The organism is Micromonospora sp. CPCC 206060 (assembly GCF_036906895.1).
Taxonomy (GTDB): domain Bacteria; phylum Actinomycetota; class Actinomycetes; order Mycobacteriales; family Micromonosporaceae; genus Micromonospora.
Window position 1 is genome coordinate 1 of sequence record NZ_JBAKHU010000099.1, and the last position, 15,659, is coordinate 15,659.

Annotated in this window: 14 protein-coding genes and 1 tRNA gene; 7 read left to right on the plus strand and 8 right to left on the minus strand. The window is 70.0% G+C overall.

Translation table 11 applies throughout. The features are described 5' to 3' along the window. Nucleotides 1-784 precede the first annotated feature (784 nt). Both V6U90_RS30260 and V6U90_RS30265 read left to right on the plus strand, forming a co-directional pair. Nucleotides 785-994 carry a helix-turn-helix domain-containing protein gene (locus tag V6U90_RS30260; protein WP_334443978.1) on the plus strand — a complete coding sequence of 70 codons (210 nt, stop codon included), beginning with the start codon at nucleotides 785-787 and terminating at the stop codon, nucleotides 992-994. A 16-nt stretch (nucleotides 995-1,010) separates the two neighbouring features. Next, entirely contained in the window at nucleotides 1,011-2,276 is a 1,266-nt protein-coding gene (locus V6U90_RS30265) for a tyrosine-type recombinase/integrase (RefSeq protein WP_334443980.1), read from the plus strand. Nucleotides 2,277-2,363: 87 nt separating this feature from the next. Here the strand turns inward: V6U90_RS30265 and V6U90_RS30270 are convergent. Further along, nucleotides 2,364-2,450, minus strand: a tRNA-Ser gene (locus V6U90_RS30270). Nucleotides 2,451-2,525: 75 nt separating this feature from the next. On the opposite strand from V6U90_RS30270, the gene deoD reads away from it, so the two are divergent. Continuing rightward, nucleotides 2,526-3,233 (plus strand): purine-nucleoside phosphorylase, encoded by a 708-nt coding sequence (gene deoD, locus V6U90_RS30275; RefSeq protein ID WP_334443983.1) that lies wholly within the window; start codon nucleotides 2,526-2,528, stop codon nucleotides 3,231-3,233. A gap of 112 nt (nucleotides 3,234-3,345) precedes the next feature. On the opposite strand, the gene V6U90_RS30280 is transcribed toward deoD, so the two are convergent. The 3 genes from V6U90_RS30280 to V6U90_RS30290 form a co-directional block, all read right to left on the minus strand. Next, nucleotides 3,346-3,849 carry a nucleoside deaminase gene (locus V6U90_RS30280; protein ID WP_334444008.1) on the minus strand — a complete coding sequence of 168 codons (504 nt, stop codon included), beginning with the start codon at nucleotides 3,847-3,849 and terminating at the stop codon, nucleotides 3,346-3,348. A 170-nt stretch (nucleotides 3,850-4,019) separates the two neighbouring features. Further along, a complete protein-coding gene (locus V6U90_RS30285; protein WP_334443986.1) occupies nucleotides 4,020-4,553 on the minus strand; it encodes a tRNA adenosine deaminase-associated protein in 534 nt (177 codons plus the stop codon). A gap of 165 nt (nucleotides 4,554-4,718) precedes the next feature. Next, nucleotides 4,719-5,117 (minus strand): hypothetical protein, encoded by a 399-nt coding sequence (locus V6U90_RS30290; RefSeq protein WP_334443989.1) that lies wholly within the window; start codon nucleotides 5,115-5,117, stop codon nucleotides 4,719-4,721. A gap of 78 nt (nucleotides 5,118-5,195) precedes the next feature. On the opposite strand from V6U90_RS30290, the gene V6U90_RS30295 reads away from it, so the two are divergent. The 3 genes from V6U90_RS30295 to V6U90_RS30305 all read left to right on the plus strand — a co-directional run bounded on the left by V6U90_RS30295 (nucleotide 5,196) and on the right by V6U90_RS30305 (nucleotide 9,036). Beyond that, a complete protein-coding gene (locus tag V6U90_RS30295; RefSeq protein WP_334443991.1) occupies nucleotides 5,196-5,960 on the plus strand; it encodes a M23 family metallopeptidase in 765 nt (254 codons plus the stop codon). Nucleotides 5,961-6,179: 219 nt separating this feature from the next. Next, nucleotides 6,180-7,256: a PHP domain-containing protein gene (locus V6U90_RS30300; RefSeq protein WP_334443994.1), complete on the plus strand. Its 1,077-nt coding sequence runs from the start codon at nucleotides 6,180-6,182 to the stop codon at nucleotides 7,254-7,256. A gap of 109 nt (nucleotides 7,257-7,365) precedes the next feature. Then, on the plus strand, nucleotides 7,366-9,036 hold the full coding sequence (locus tag V6U90_RS30305) for a DUF885 domain-containing protein (protein ID WP_334443996.1): 1,671 nt from the start codon (nucleotides 7,366-7,368) through the stop codon (nucleotides 9,034-9,036). A gap of 69 nt (nucleotides 9,037-9,105) precedes the next feature. Here the strand turns inward: V6U90_RS30305 and V6U90_RS30310 are convergent, their stop codons facing one another. After that, nucleotides 9,106-10,701, minus strand: a complete 1,596-nt coding sequence (locus tag V6U90_RS30310; protein WP_334443998.1) for a DUF6114 domain-containing protein — start codon at nucleotides 10,699-10,701, stop codon at nucleotides 9,106-9,108. 80 nt (nucleotides 10,702-10,781) lie between these two features. Next, on the minus strand, nucleotides 10,782-11,321 hold the full coding sequence (locus tag V6U90_RS30315) for a DUF6230 family protein (protein WP_334444010.1): 540 nt from the start codon (nucleotides 11,319-11,321) through the stop codon (nucleotides 10,782-10,784). Nucleotides 11,322-11,897: 576 nt separating this feature from the next. Between V6U90_RS30315 and V6U90_RS30320 the strand changes: the two genes are divergently transcribed. Next, nucleotides 11,898-13,733 (plus strand): VanW family protein, encoded by a 1,836-nt coding sequence (locus V6U90_RS30320; RefSeq protein ID WP_334444000.1) that lies wholly within the window; start codon nucleotides 11,898-11,900, stop codon nucleotides 13,731-13,733. A 99-nt stretch (nucleotides 13,734-13,832) separates the two neighbouring features. Here the strand turns inward: V6U90_RS30320 and V6U90_RS30325 are convergent, their stop codons facing one another. Together V6U90_RS30325 and V6U90_RS30330 are read right to left on the minus strand one after the other, a co-directional pair. Beyond that, entirely contained in the window at nucleotides 13,833-14,369 is a 537-nt protein-coding gene (locus V6U90_RS30325) for a snapalysin family zinc-dependent metalloprotease (protein WP_334444003.1), read from the minus strand. Nucleotides 14,370-14,599: 230 nt separating this feature from the next. Further along, on the minus strand, nucleotides 14,600-15,226 hold the full coding sequence (locus V6U90_RS30330; protein WP_334444006.1) for an NADPH-dependent F420 reductase: 627 nt from the start codon (nucleotides 15,224-15,226) through the stop codon (nucleotides 14,600-14,602). Between the last annotated feature and the right edge of the window lie 433 nt (nucleotides 15,227-15,659).

The window sequence follows — 15,659 nt, forward strand, 5'->3', positions numbered from 1 at the left end:
GTGGGACGGACAGTTCATCACCACCAGCAGCGGCCGGCTACCCAACCCGCTGCAACTCGGCCGGCTCCTCACCGGGCAGGCCGGACGGTGGCGCGGCAACCACGTCATCCGGGCCGGCAAAAGCGACCGGGGAGACCGGGCCGTGTTCTGGGTCGAGCACCACCGGGGGTAAAACCCGCTGAACCATCTCCGCATCTCCGCAACGCCGCACCAACCCCACCCCACCAGCACAAACACCCTGCGGAGATCCCAACCCTCAACAACCATCGATCTCCGCATCTCCGCAACCACTGCGGAGATCCCACCGGCTTTGCGGAGATGAACCCACCACCTATTTCCGCATCTCCGCAAGCATTCGCCCAGCTCACAGCCATGTTTGCGGAGATGCGGAGATGCGGAGATGGTTCAGCCCTCCCCACAACAGAACACACCCGCCACCGCAACCCCACCGACCAGAACGACCCGCTGAGAACCCCTCAGCCGGACCGACGCATGCCTACACACCAGCCAGGTCGAGATCTTGGCTCTACGGCGCTCTCAGTGGCCCGTTCTGTGCGGTTCTGCGGTCATTCACCCCCGAAACGCCGGAAGTGGTCACCTTCAACGGAAAGGCCGTCATCGTGCGAATCAGGCTGCACGGCACACCCGCTGAGACAACCGCAGCACTGACCGCCCTTACCCGCGTACTCCACATCCACCACGTCAGCCGGCCCTACCCCGACCGGCCCCCGTCCACCCGGCACCGCATCTACCTCGACGCCACCCCGAGGAAGGACAACCGGCCATGACCACCCCCGACAACCGCGTGGTTTTGACCATCGAGCAAGCCGCAGAGCGACTCGGCATCGGCCGCACCACGATGTACACGCTCATCAAGACCGGCCAGATTCGCACCGTGACAATCGGTCGTCTCCGCCGGGTGCCCGCCTTCTGCCTTGACGAGTACGTGCGAAACCTGCTTGCCGACTCGACCATGTTCAAGAACGCTGCTTGAGAAAGGCACGGATTTTATGGGGAAGCGCAAACCCAACGGGGCATCAAGTATTTACCAGGGCAGAGACGGGTACTGGCACGGCCGCGTGACTGTCGGCATCAAAGACGACGGTAAGCCCGATCGCCGTCATGTCCGGGGCAAAACCGAGGCCGTCGTCACTCGCAAGGTGCGGGAGTTGGAACGTGACCGCGACAAGGGCACCGTGCGCAAGGCGGGTCAGTCATGGACGGTCGAGACCTGGCTTATGCACTGGGTGGAGAACATCGCCGCCCACACTGTTCGTGACAACACGATTTCCGGCTATCGGGTCGCGGTGTATCGGCATCTGATTCCCGGGCTTGGCGCGCATCGCCTGGAAAAGCTGCAACCCGAGCACGTGGAAAAGCTGACCCGCAAGATGCAAGCTGCCGGCAGCGCTGCCGCCACTGCCCACCAGGCGCACCGCACACTGCGAACTGCCCTCAACGAGGCGGTGCGTCGGCAACACCTCGTGCGCAACCCTGCAAGCCTGGCGAAAGCACCGCGCATCGAAGACGAAGAGGTTGAGCCGTATTCGGTGGAGGAAGTGCAGCGGCTATTGCTCGCCGCGAGCGAACGGCGAAACAGCGCGCGATGGGCTATCGCGCTTGCGCTCGGCTTGCGGCAGGGCGAAGTACTGGGCCTGAGATGGGATGACGTGGACCTCGACGGCGGGACGCTCACCGTTCGTCGTGCCCGGCAGCGCCCGAAATGGAAGCACGGTTGCACGAAACCGTGCGGCCGGAAGTTCGGCGGACATTGCCCCGACCGGCAGCCACTGCGAGCGGAAACCGCCGACACGAAATCGCGGGCCGGACGGCGCAGTATCGGGCTTCCTGACCCCCTGGTTGCCCTGCTACGCCAGCACCGAAAAGAACAGAACGCCGAGCGCGAAACCGCCGCGCAACTCTGGACGAAAACCGGCTATTTGTTCACCACGCCGACCGGCGACCCCGTCAACCCGCGCACCGACTACACGGAATGGAAGCGGCTGCTGACCCGCGCAGGACTGCGCGATGGGCGGCTGCATGACGCCCGGCACACTGCGGCAACCGTGCTGCTGATTCTCGGCGTGGCCGAGCGTGCCGTGATGGGCATCATGGGGTGGTCGGACTCCGGCATGGCGCGGCGCTACCAACACCTCACGAGGCAGGTTCGCCGCGACGTGGCGAAGCGGATCGGTGGTCTGCTCTGGCAGCCCGCGCAGAGCGCCGACGACGACCCGGACGACGGTGCGGCCGGGGTGCTCAGCAAAGCATCTTGAGGGCAACTGAGACCAAAACTGAGACCACGACAGGAAAACGCCCGGTGACTCACGAAGAGTCGCCGGGCGTTTCGCCTGTTCAGCGAGCGGTGGCGGCGGGATTTGAACCCGCGGAGGGCGTAAACCCTCACACGCTTTCGAGGCGTGCTCCTTAGGCCACTCGGACACGCCACCGCCGAGAAGGGTACCCGACGCCGCGGACCGGTGTCGCGGGGGTACCGTCCCTGCACGCCTGGCAGGATCTCAGCCATGAGTACGCACATCGGCGCGAAGCCGGGCGAGATCGCCGAACGGGTCCTGATGCCGGGTGACCCCCTACGGGCCAAGTGGATCGCGGAGACGTACCTCGAGGACGCCCGGTGCTACTCGACGGTCCGGGGCATGCTGGGCTTTACCGGCAGGTGGTCGGGGGTCGAGGTATCGGTCCAGGGTTCTGGCATGGGCATGCCGTCCGCCTCGATCTACGCCCACGAGCTGATCAACGAGTACGGCGTGAAGTCGCTGATCCGGGTCGGTTCCTGCGGGGCCCTCCGCGAGGACCTGCAGCTGCGCGACGTGATCGCGGCGATCGGGTCGTCGACCGACTCGAACATGAATCGGATGCGGTTCGACGGATTGATCGACTACGCCCCGGTGGCCGACTTCGGGCTGCTGCGTACCGCCGTCGACGTGGCCGAGCGGCGTGGCATCACCATGCACGTCGGACCGATCCTGGCGGCGGACGCCTTCTACACCGACCGCCCGGACCTCTACGACACGCTCGCCGACTACGGCGTGCTGGCGGTGGAGATGGAGTCGGCGGCGCTCTACACGATCGCGGCCCGGTTCAGGGCGCGGGCGCTGACCGTGCTGACCGTCAGCGACCACATCAAGACCGGCGAGAAGACCACCGCCGAGGAACGGGAGCAGACCTTCAGCCAGATGGTGGAGATCGCCCTGGACACCATCGTCGCCTAAGTCCGCACCGCCGTTGGCCCGAGTTCGGGGCACCGGCAGTCGCCCGCCCGCAGGTGTTAACAGGGGCCCCTTCCTATACCGAATGCGTTAAGAAGGGGCCCTTCCTTACACCTCAGCGGAAGAAGGCGCGCAGCACGGCGGCGCTTTCCGCCGCCAGCACCCCCGCGTAGACCTCGGGGCGGTGGTTGAGCCTCCGGTCGCGTACGACGTCCCAGAGCGAGCCGATCGCGCCGGTCTTGGGCTCCCAGGCACCGAACACCACGGTGCCGATCCGGGCGAGGACCAGGGCTCCGGCACACATGGTGCACGGCTCCAGCGTCACCACGAGGGTGCAGCCGTCCAGCCGCCACTCGCCGACCCGGGCGGCGGCCCGGCGCAGGGCCAGGATCTCGGCGTGCGCGGTCGGGTCCCCGGTCAGTTCCCGTTCGTTGCGGCCGACCGCCAGTTCGGTGCCGTCCGGTCCGTATACCACCGCCCCGACCGGGATGTCCCCGTCGTCCGGGGTGCCGGCCTCCGGCCCGGTGACGGCGACCTCCAGGGCGCGGCGCATCCACAGTTCGTGACGCTGCCGCCGGCCGCCACCCGCCGGATCGGCCAGCCCTTCGTCGGCGCCCACCGTCGACGGTGACGCGGGATCGGCTGCGGCGGGCGGCGGACCGGCCGCGCTGATCCTGCCCAGTGCCGGGTCCGCCCGGTCGACCGGCGGCACGTCCGTCGGGCCGCCCCGCGCCCCGTCCATCCGGGTGTCCGGGCCGGCGCCCATGCGTTTCGGTGAGTCGGCCACAGTCACACCCCGCGCAGATCCTCGACCTCGTCGGCACAGCCGATCACCTGGCAGATCTCGGCGATCACGTCCGCGGGGAGCATCCCCTCGTGCGCGCAGAGCCGGAGCAGTCGGGACGCCGAGATACCGAGATCGGCGAGGAGATCCGCGTCACCCACCGGATCGGCGTCCGGGTCGGCGGCCGGCCGTTCGTTGTCGTCCTCGCCGGTACCCGCGCCCGGGCGGGCGTCGACGGAGCCGTCCTCGATTTCGACCGCCGGCACCTTGATGTCACCGACCAGTACCGCACCCAGCCGCGACTCCTCGGCGAACGCCGAGTCGGAGGCGAAGACGCGCAGGTCCTCCCCGTCGTCCAGACGCATGATGACCAGGTAGATGTCGTCGGACTCCACGAAGAGCAACGCCGTGCGCGCGTCCGGTTCCACGTCCCGCAGCCGGTCGGCGACCTCGTCCAGGTCCACCATGCCGGTCAGGTCGAGTTCGGCCGCTGTCCAACCGGTCGCGTCACGCACCACGGCCGCAGCGAAGTAGGCCACGATCCCCCCAAGAAACGGTTCGGCGTACCCGCAGTACGACACCGCCGACTGTTACGCGTGACGGTAACCGGTCCCCGGGCAGGTCAGTGCACAACGCCCCGGAACCGGGAACGGAATAGCCGGGAAAAGTTTGCCCGCTCCGGCGGGCCGCCGGACGGACCCCGGTCACCAGAGCGGCCAGTTTCCGCTGGTCGCCCACCGGGTGGCGAGCAGAACCGCCGCGATGCTCCAGCCACCGGCCGTCACGATCGCGACGCCGGTCGCCACCCCCCGGTCACCGACCCGGACCAGCACCAGATCCACCAGCCAGGCCACCGCGCCGGCGAACAGCGTCCACCACAGGTAGCCGACCAGGCCGGGGCCGAGCAGGCCGAACACCAGCAGCCACAGCGCGGCGGCCCCGCCGCCGGCCGCGACGCCCGCGCCCCGCACCGGGTGCGGCTCGCGGTAGGTGGGCCGGCTGGGCGGCACGGAGGGGAAGAGACCCGACGGGGTACGCGCCGCGGGGAAACCGGGCCCGCCCGGAGCACCGGGCCCCGGCGGGAACACGGGCTGCTGCGCCATGCCGGCAGCGTACCCGCTCGATGCGGTGCGGGCCGGTCACCGGACGATGCCGACCGGCCGGTCTGCCAGGATGTCGGGATGCGAGCGGATGGCCTGCGATCCCGGACCGGACGCGCGGCGTACCCGTTGGTGCTGTCGGTCGTGGCCCTGCTCGCCGGTGCCTGCGCGGACGGTGGACCGCCGGTGCCGCGTCCCACACTGCCGGCACCCGCGTGGAGCGCGGGGACCGGCGACGGCCGCACGGCCGCCCCGTCACCGTCCGGCCCGGCCGCGACGACCAGCGGTCCGACCGGCCGGCCGACCGGTTCCGCCGGCACCCCCCGCCGGTACGTCTTCCCGGTTCGCGCGACGAACGCGTCCTACCACCCGACCCACTCCGCGTACCCGGGCACGGACATCTTCGCCGCCTGCGGCACACCCGTGGTGGCGGTCACCGATGGCCGGATCCTGGAGGTCAGCCGGGTGGACCGGTTCGACAAGCGGGGGCCCCGGGGCCCGTTCAACGGCGGCCTGTTCGTCTCGCTGCTCGGTGACGACGGGGTGCGCTACTACGGGTCGCACCTCACCGGGGTGGCCGCCGGGATCGAGGCGGGGATCCGGGTCCGGGCCGGTCAGCAGGTCGGCACCGTCGGCCGGACCGGCAACGCCAACAACGTCTGCCACCTGCACTTCGGCATCTCGCCCCCATGCACGGGGTCGGACGGGTGGTGGATCCGGCGCGGCGTGGTCTGGCCGGCGCCGTACCTGACCGCCTGGCGGCGCAAGGTGAACCGGGCGGCGGCGGACGAGGTCACCGCCTGGCACCGGAAGCACGGCTGTCCCGCCGCGCCGAAGACCGACTGAGCCGCAGACCGACTGACACCGGCTGGGAGGAGTCCCGTTGAGGTCTTACACCGGCTCCACAGGCCGTCACCGCCAGCCCGGCGGCCAGAATGTCACGTGCCGCGTTCACCTCCCGGTCGATCCGCCCAGGCGGCGGATCGGCTGTCCCTGCCCTGCTCCGCAGGAGTTCCGTTTCCTCCCCGGCCTGAAGGCCGGAGTATCCACGGAAGGAATCCGTTGATGACCGCCCGGGATCCGATCGCCGATCTGCGCCGCATCGCGTTCCTGCTGGAACGCGCCAACGAGGCCACCTACCGGGTACGCGCCTTCCGCTCGACGGCGGCCGCGCTGACCGCGTTACCGGAGGGGGAACTGACCGACCGGGCCGCCGCCGGCACGCTCACCGAGCTGCCCGGGGTCGGTGAGGTGACCGCCCGCTGCGTGGTCGAGTCGCTGGCCGGTGAGGAACCGGTCTACCTGCGGCGCCTGGTGGCGACCGAGGGGGTGGACCTGGACGCGGCGGCGACGGCGCTGCGGGCCGCGTTGCGCGGGGACTGCCACACCCATTCGGACTGGTCGGACGGCGGCTCACCGATCGAGGAGATGGCCCTCGCGGCGGTCGAGCTGGGTCACGAGTACGTCGTCCTCACCGACCACTCGCCCCGGCTGAAGGTGGCCCGGGGCCTGACCGCGGACCGGCTGCGCCGCCAGCTCGACCATGTGGCCCGGGTGAACGCGGAGCTGCCGGACGGGTTCCGCATCCTGACCGGGATCGAGGTGGACATCCTGGCCGACGGCGCACTGGACCAGGACGAGGACCTGCTGGCCCGGCTGGACGTGGTGGTCGGCTCGGTACACAGCGGCCTGAACGACGAGCCGGCGAAGATGACCCGGCGGATGATCACCGCGGTCACCAATCCGCATCTGGACATCCTGGGGCACTGCACCGGCCGGATGGTGTCGTCCCGGCCGGCCGGGGTGACCGGGCCGGGTGACCGGGGGCACCGGGCCCGTACCCGCCCGGAGAGCCGCTTCGACGCGGCGGAGGTCTTCGCCGCCTGCGCCGCGCACGGTAAGGCCGTCGAGATCAACTCACGGCCGGAACGGCAGGACCCGCCGAAACGGCTGATCCGGCAGGCCCTGGAGACGGGCTGCGACTTCGCCATCAACACCGACGCGCACGCCCCGGGTCAGCTCGACTGGCAGTGTTTCGGCTGCGTACGGGCGGCGCTGTGCGGCGTACCGGCCGAGCGGGTGGTGAACACCTGGCCGGCGGAGCGGCTGCTCCGTTGGACCGCCGGGCATGCGGCGCCCTGACCCCTCACGCTGGGTCGACAACACGCTGTGGATGATGGGGCGTTTCGGGGCGCTGATCGGCCCAGATACAGGACAGCGTGGGCCCTGCCCGGTCACGTAGTGTCGAGTGGTGGGACGAATTGATGACCTCGCCAACCGATACGTCGCCGACTGGGCGGCACTCAACCCTGTCGGCGCCACCCATGCCGGCATCAGTGGGTACGACGACCAGCTCGACGACCTGTCGCCGGTCGGCTACGACGCCCGCGCCGAGCTGATCCGGCGTACCCTCGCCAAGCTGGACGTCACCGAGCCGGAGAGCGAGCGCGAGCGGACCGCCCGGGAGGCCATGCAGGAGCGGCTGGGGCTGGAGCTGGCCCGGCACGAGGCCGGCGAGGTGGCCAGCGAGGTCAACGTGATCACCAGCGGGCTGCACGAGATCCGTCAGGTCTTCGACCTGATGCCCACCGAGGGCGAGGAGGCGGTCGCCAACATCGCGGCCCGGCTCAACCGGTTCGCGGGCACGCTGGAGGACTACCGGGCCACGCTGCGTACCGCCGCCGACGCCGGACAGGTCAGCTCCCGGGCCCAGCTGATCGAGGTCGCCAAGCAGTGCGACATCTGGACCGACCCGGACGGTGACAACTTCTTCCACGGTCTGGCCGAGAGCCTGTCCGCGGAGGGCGCGCTCGCCGCCGAGCTGCGCCGGGGTGCCGCCGCCGCGACGGCAGCGACCGACCAGTTCGGGCAGTTCCTCCGGGACGAGCTGACCCCCCGGGGGCGGGAGAAGCAGGCCGCCGGCCGGGAACGGTACGAACTCGCCTCGCAGTACTTCCTGGGGGCCCGGGTGGACCTGGACGAGACGTACGCCTGGGGTTTCGAGGAACTCGCCCGGCTGGAGGCGGAGATGCGGACGGTGTCCGCGCGGATCGCCGGGCCGGGGGCCGGCATCGACGAGGCGGTCGCCGCGCTGGACGCCGACCCGGCCCGCACCATCCAGGGCAAGGAGGCGTTCCGGGACTGGATGCAGGAACTCGCCGACCGGGCGATCAGCGAGCTGCACGGCACCCATTTCGACATCCCGGAACAGGTCCGCCGGATCGAGTGCTGCCTGGCGCCGACGAGCGACGGCTCCATCTACTACACCGGTCCCAGCGAGGACTTCTCCCGGCCGGGCCGAATGTGGTGGGCGGTGCCGCAGGGCATCTCCGAGTTCTCCACCTGGCGCGAGGTGACCACGGTCTACCACGAGGGGGTGCCGGGCCACCACCTTCAGGTCGGGCAGACCGCGGTCCGTGCCGAGTTGCTCAACCGGTGGCAGCGGCTGCTCTGCTGGTGTTCCGGTCACGGCGAGGGCTGGGCGCTCTACTCGGAACGACTGATGGACGACCTGGGCTACCTGGATGACCCAGGCGACAAGCTCGGCATGCTCGACGGTCAGGCGTTCCGGGCCGCCCGGGTGGTCGTGGACATCGGCATGCACCTGGAGCTGGAGATCCCGAAGGACAACCCGTTCGACTTCCACCCGGGCGAGCGGTGGACCCCGGAGCTGGGCTGGGAGTTCATGCGCGCCCACTGCCGGGTGCCGGACGAGAACCTGCGTTTCGAGCTGAACCGCTACCTGGGCTGGCCGGGGCAGGCGCCGGCCTACAAGGTCGGGGAACGGATCTGGTTGCAGGCTCGGGACGACGCCCGGGCCCGCAAGGGCGCGGACTTCGATCTGAAGGAGTTCCACCGGCACGCGCTGGATCTGGGCGGGCTGGGTCTCGACCCGTTGCGCAAGGCGCTTGCCCGGCTCTGAGCAGCCGCACGCCGGTGCCGGTGGGCCGTCGAACGGACGACCCACCGGCACCAGCGGCGGGTGGCGGTGTCAGACGAGGTTCAGCTTCAGCGTCGGCTCGACGCTGAGCTGGTCGCAGTCGAGGTAGGCCAGGTCGATCACCGGTTCGGTGAAGGTGAGCGGCAGCGGCGAGGTGATCGGGATGCCGTCCGGCAGCGGCAGGTCCGGGGTGAGGGTGACCCTGATGCCGAGGAACCGGCCGACGAACCGGGTGGTGTAGAAGGACACGTCGCCCTGCACGGTCAGCGCACCCGTCCGGTACCGCATGGTCTTGGTCAGCGGGCCGTCCACGTCCAGCTGGAAGTCGTCGGTGACGGCCCTGCTCATGGTGAACTTCAGCGCCCGCAGCGGGCCGTCGACCGTGGGCAGTTCGACGACGCCCTCGAAACGCAGTGCCGTCATGATGACCTTGGTACCGGTCAGCCGGCCCGGCTTCTTGGCGACCAGCGGCTGGCCCGGGTCAACGGCGATCCGGGGCAACGGTTTGCCCGGCTCGACCGGAGCCGGTGACACCGGCCCGCCCGGCCGGCAGCGCTGCGGTCCGGAGGTACCACCGGGCAGCGGTCGACGGGTCGGGGCGGTGGTCGCCGTAGCGGCCGGCTTGCCGGTCGGAGCGGTGGTCGGGCCGCTGCCGGGGGCGGACGCGGTGGGGGTGGGGGTGACCGCCGGGTCGGTTCCGTTCTGCTCCTGGCCACCGGTGAACAGTCTCTGGACGCCGGCCACGATGTCGGTGATCAGGTTGCCGTCCTCGACCTCCTCCCCACCGGCCGGGGCGCTGGCCGTCGGCGACGGAGTGGGCGTACCCGTGGGAGCGGCGCTGGTCGACGGGGTGGGCCGGGTGGTCGGTGTGCAGCCGGGTGCCGCCTGGGCCGGGGTGCCGGTACGCGCCGTGACCAGCCCGCCGGCCGCGATGCTGAGCAGGACCAGCAGCACGGTGAACAGCGGGCGGCCAGGTGTCCGGTCCGCTGCCGTCGTCGGCGGCGGCGGCTCCGCGACCCGGCCCTCCTGGTGGTACCCGGAGTGGGGCTGGGCCGCCTGGCCCGGGTAGCGGTCGGGGGCCTGGTCCTGGCGACCGTGGGACGCGTCCACGGCCGGGCCGTCCACGAAGGTCGGGCCGTCCACGGCCGGGGCGTCCGCGAAGGTCGGGGCGTCCGTCCCGGGGCCATCAACCTCCGTCCCGGGGCCGTCGGCATCCGCTCCAGGGCCGTCGGCGTCCGCTCCGGGTGCCCGGCGGACCACGGTGGGAGCCCAGGCGAAGCCGAGGGCGCCACCGACCATGCCGAGCAGCATGCCGATGAAGAAGCCGCCGAGGTTCACCGCGATCAACGAGAAGACGGCGGTCATCGCACCGACGATCGCGTAGAACATCCGCTGCTGCGGGCTGAACCACATGAGCATGCCGCAACTGACCAGCATGGTGGGGATCAGCCAGGAGAGGAAACCGGTCGGCCCCATCTGGAAGCTGAGGCCACCGAGGCTCATCTGGGTGGTCAGGAAGATCTCCACACCGGCGAGGGCGGTCAGCAGTCCACCCCAGAAGGGCCGGGCCCGCCGCCATCGACGGAAGCCGCGCCACGCCCGGGCGAGCCCCCCGGGCCGGGCGTGTTGCGGATTCGCGGTTGTCACGTACTCCTCCTGAGCGGATCTGCTGGGTAGGGGGCAGGAACAGGCCCGCGGAAGGCGCCCTCCGCAGGCCTGGCATCAGCTCAGAAACATTCCTTGGCGTCGGCGCCCACGTTCACCTTCAGCTTGAGGCCGGTCAGCGCGAAGGTGCCGGCGCTGGTGGACCGCGCCACCTGCTTCAGACCGGTGATCTTGACCTCGTCGGCGCTCTGACCGAAGGAACCGGCCTGGGCGGTCGGCTCCAGGTCGCTGGCGTCCCGACCGATCTTGATGTTCTTGAAGACGGCGTCGCCCTCCAGGGAGTCCATGTCGATCAGCAGGCCCTGGGCGGTGGCCGGGGTACCGCCACCACCGGCGTTGATGGTGAGCACCACGGGCATGCCGGGCACCTTCACCGACTGGCAGAGGTCGTAGAGCTTGGCCTCGTCGATGGCGGAGACGGCCACCGGGTGCACGGTGCCGTTCTTCTCCTTGGCCAGACCGCCGTACTGGGTGAAGCCCTTGCCCTCAAGGGTGGATGCGGAGACCTTGAACGTCTGGCCGGAGACGGCGAACGAGGCGGCGATGGCACCGTTGGCCATGCCGAAGACGATCGCGCCGGCAACTGCGGTAGCGGGCACCATCAGCGCGGCGAACCGGCGCCAGCGGGTGCCACCCTGCACCAGACGGTCCTCAGAATCCTTCACGGGGGTCCTCCTCGACGAGGGGAGTCACCGAGCGGCGGTCGCGGCTCGGGGAGAAAGCGGGGGATCGATGTCGGCCGCCACGTCCACGCCGTACCGGCGGGTAACGAAGCGCGCGAGTGGATGTTCCCGCGTGGCGACCCAGCTCACAAGACCCGCACTACTCGCCGGTAACCTCGGAACTGAGTCAAGATCGCCGATGGTTACCAACTGTCAACGTGTCATGGGCCACAGTCGATGGGCAAACCGGGCCGATTACGACAGGGCATCCTTGATCGCCATCGAGACGTGGCCACGAAACGTGTTTGTCACGTTTCCGTAACGGCAGCCTGTTAAAGCGCTGTGGATGAGACGCCAGCCAACCGTCCGGCCCGGTCCGACTCCACCGGTCGTCGACCGGAGCACACTGGAGCGCCACCACCGACACCCGGAAGCGTTGGCTACCGTAGGCCTTCACAGTCGTACTGGCGCGGAACGAACGGTACGTCCACCGCGCGAGGTTGGTTGCGATCGAGGTTGCCTGTGAGTCTGTACGGCAAGAAGGAACTGCCCGTTGACGAGCGCCCCACCATCCAGGTCACCGCCGTCACCTGGCCGATGGAGGACACGCCCGTGGGGCGCCCTCCGGGTGGGACCACCGCCGGTGCCGGTGCGCCCGGGCCACGTCGCGCCCGGCGCCGGCTCCTGGTGGCCGGTGGCGTGGTCGTCGCGCTCCTGGCGGCCACCGCCGGCACCGGTGGCTACGCGTACGCGGGGGAGGTGCCCAGAGGCATCCAGGTACTCGGTGCCGAACTGGGCGGCAAGAGCCGGGCCGAGGCGACCGCCGCGCTCCGGGCCGAGGTGGACCGGCGGGCCGCCGAATTCACCCAGCCGGTACCGGTACGCGTCGCGGACCAGACCGTCCAGCTCGACCCGGCGGGGATCGGGCTGGCCATCGACGTACCGGCCACGGTCGAGGCCGCCGCATCCGCCCGCCCCGACCCGCTGCGCCGCCTCTTCGGCTCGCACCCGGTCGACCCGGTGGTCGTGGTGGATTCGGCGAAGCTCGACGCGGTGCTCCGCGCCGCCCTCGGCAAGCAGGGCCGGCAGATGACCATGCCCGGTATCCGGTTCACCGGCACCACCCCGAAGCCGGTCTACCCGGCACCGAGCCGGGAGGTGGACGCCGAGGAGTCCGCCCGGGTGGTCCGGGACGGGTGGCTGACCGGTCAACCGATCACCGTGCCGCTGGTCGAGAAACACCCGTTGACCACCCGCGAGGAGGTCGACCGGCTGGTCAACGAGCTGGCCAAACCGGCGGTGGCCGGCCCGGTACGGGTCACCACCTCCTCCGGTGCGGTGACCATCGCGCCCCGGACCATCGCCACCAGCCTCGTCTTCACCGCCGACAAGGCTGGCAAGCTCACCCACAAGGTGGACGCGAAGAAGCTACGCGCCGGCCTGGCCAGTCAGCTGTCGAAAATCGAGGTCGAGCCGAAGGACGCCCGGGTTCTGATCGAGGGTGGCAAACCGAAGGTGGTCCCGGGCACGACGGGCCGGCAACTCGACACCGAGGCGCTCAGCACCGCCCTGCTCGACGTACTTCCGAAGACGGACGGGCGGGAGGTCAGCGGCACCCTGAAGGCCAGCGAGCCGGAGACCACCCCGGAGGAGGTCGCCAAACTCGGCATCAAGGAGCGGGTCTCCACGTTCACCACGAGGTTCACCGGCGGGCTCTCCTCGCCGCGTAGCCAGAACATCGTCACCATCGCCAAGGCGGTCGACGGTGCGGTGGTGAAGCCGGGAGCGACCTTCTCCCTCAACGGGCACACCGGTGAGCGGTCGTACGCCAAGGGCTACCGGGACGCCCCGGTGATCCTGGACGGCAAGCTGGTACCCGGGGTGGGCGGCGGCACCTCCCAGTTCACCACCACCCTGTTCAACGCCACCTACTACGCCGGTCTGGAGGACGTCGAACACAAGCCGCACTCCTACTGGTTCAGCCGGTACCCCCCGGTCATCGAGTCGACGATCTTCTGGCCCGACCTGGACTTCAAGTTCCGCAACAACACCCCGCACGGCGTGGTCATCGACACCTCGTACACCGCCAGCTCGGTCACCGTCTCGATCTGGAGCACCCGGATCTGGGACAGCGTCAAGACCGAGTGGAGCCCTCGGCGGAACATCACCAAGCCGAGGACGATCTACCTGCCGCCGGGACCGAGCTGCATCGCCACCAACGGGATCGACGGCTTCACCCAGGACGCGTGGCGGATCTTCCGTAAGGACGGCAAGGAGGTCCGGCGGGAGAAGTTCAGCTGGACCTACCAGGCCGAGCCCCGGTACCTCTGCGTGAAGCAGCCGGCCTCCTGACCGGGGCCGTTCCGCCGGACCGGATCCGGGCATGATGAGAGGGCCGTGGCCCGCGATGTGGGTTGTCGCGGGCCACGGCCCTCTCCGGCGGGGTACCGGTCAGCCGATGTGCAGCCCGGTGGCCACCGGGCCGGTGAAGGCTGAGGTACCGAAGAGCGAGTTGACCCGGGACGCCTCGGTGGCGCTCGGGTACGCGTTGGTGCAGGAGACCGGGGCGCTGCTGCCGGACATCAGGTCCGAGCAGAGACCGGTCCGGTTGTCCGGCAGGCCCAGGATGTGCCCGAGTTCGTGGGACGCGATCCGGGTTCGGTTGTAGCCCTGGTTGACCGCCTGCCAGCCCATGTAGATCACGCCGGAGCCGAGTCCGTAGACGTAGGCCCGGGGCCAGCCGGAGTCGACGTAGATCTTCACGCTCGCCGGGGTACCCCGCTGGAGCTGCACGTTGGTGACCCGGCTGTTCCAGATCGCGGCGGCCTGGTCGAAGTTGGTGGCGAACTCACCAGCCCGGCTGACGTCGTAGTAGACGATCCGGGCGGCGGCAGAGGCCGGCGGTGCGGCGACGACCTGCACGCCGACCAGCGAAAGAGCCACGGCCAGCAGGCCGGCGGCGGTACGGAACAACTGCCGTGGAATCATCCGAGTATCTCCCGATCGCAGGTATCGGCACCGGTCCGGCGCCAACAATCGATACTCGCTAGTTTAGTAACGGAGCGGCCCTGATCGCCGCATCCCAGTTACCCCATACCGGGGCCTCAGGCGTCCGACCACGACCGGCAGGGCCGCACCCCGTTCTCCGCTCCCACGGCCCCCGGCGACACGACCCGATGGTCGGGCGCCCAGCCCTCCAGCCGCCCGTGGTACGCCCGCTACGGGCGGGCGGAGGCCAGTCCCACCCGGACCCCCTCGGCGTCCCGGTCGGTGCCGTACACGGGCGTATCCGGCTGCTGACGCCAGCTCTCGTCCAGCGTCCCCGCATCGACCGGGTCGAAGCCGAGTTCGTCGACCAGACCCATCACCAACTGCTTGGCCTGCTCGTCGTCCCCGGCCACCGGCAGGGCGATCCGGTCACCGGCACCCGCCGGCCGGCCCTGCTCCAGCAGGTGCTGCGCCTGGATGTTGTTGAACGCCTTGACCACATGCGCCCCGGCCAGGTGCCCGGCGACCCAACGGCTCGAACTGATGCTCCGGTCGGCGATGTCCGGGATGTCCCCGTCCCGCTGGGCGTAGTAGTTGTTCGCGTCGACCACCACCTTGCCGTCGAACGCCTTCGTTGGCAGGTTCGGTACGGCGAACAACGGCACCGCGACCACCACTAGCTCCGCAGCCCCGACCGCCTGGTCGACCGTCCCGGCGGTCGCCCCGGTCTCCGCGGCCAACCCGGCCAGTGACTCCGGCCCACGGGAGTTCGCCACCGTCACGTCGTGCCCGAGGGCACACAGTCGACGGGTGAGCGTTCCGCCGATGTGTCCCGATCCGATGATTCCGACCTTCATCACCACTCCTGACTCCACCGGACCAACCGGCGGTTGAGAATCGACCAGAGCCACTCGGGACGTACCCCGCTCACCCCGGGCCGACGCACAACGAGGCGTTCGACATGTACCCGGCCGGCACGACACCGGACGCCCGGCGCTGCCACGAGTCCGCCGAGCGTGGCGCAGCACCAGCACCACCCAGCGGACCGGTGACCAACCCGGGGGCGGGCAGGCACCACCACGGGGCGACCGGCCATCAGTGACATGGTCCTCGACCCGGGCAGGGAGGCGGCCGGTTTTGCCCAAAGAAAGCCGGAGGGGTTCGAGGTGCAGACATGCAGATACAGGTGTGGGCCATCCCGTAAGGGATGGCCCACACCTGTAAAAATGTCCGGCGGCGTCCTACTCTCCCACACCCTCCCGAGTGCAGTACCATCGGCGCTGGAAGGCT

Coding starts and splice junctions, on each gene's coding strand:
- V6U90_RS30260 (WP_334443978.1), top strand. CDS start 785: ATGACCACCCCCGACAACCGCGTGGTTTTGACCATCGAGCAAGCCGCA.
- V6U90_RS30265 (WP_334443980.1), top strand. CDS start 1,011: ATGGGGAAGCGCAAACCCAACGGGGCATCAAGTATTTACCAGGGCAGA.
- deoD (WP_334443983.1), top strand. CDS start 2,526: ATGAGTACGCACATCGGCGCGAAGCCGGGCGAGATCGCCGAACGGGTC.
- V6U90_RS30290 (WP_334443989.1), bottom strand. CDS start 5,117: ATGGCGCAGCAGCCCGTGTTCCCGCCGGGGCCCGGTGCTCCGGGCGGG.
- V6U90_RS30295 (WP_334443991.1), top strand. CDS start 5,196: ATGCGAGCGGATGGCCTGCGATCCCGGACCGGACGCGCGGCGTACCCG.
- V6U90_RS30300 (WP_334443994.1), top strand. CDS start 6,180: ATGACCGCCCGGGATCCGATCGCCGATCTGCGCCGCATCGCGTTCCTG.
- V6U90_RS30315 (WP_334444010.1), bottom strand. CDS start 11,321: ATGGTGCCCGCTACCGCAGTTGCCGGCGCGATCGTCTTCGGCATGGCC.
- V6U90_RS30325 (WP_334444003.1), bottom strand. CDS start 14,369: ATGATTCCACGGCAGTTGTTCCGTACCGCCGCCGGCCTGCTGGCCGTG.
- V6U90_RS30330 (WP_334444006.1), bottom strand. CDS start 15,226: ATGAAGGTCGGAATCATCGGATCGGGACACATCGGCGGAACGCTCACC.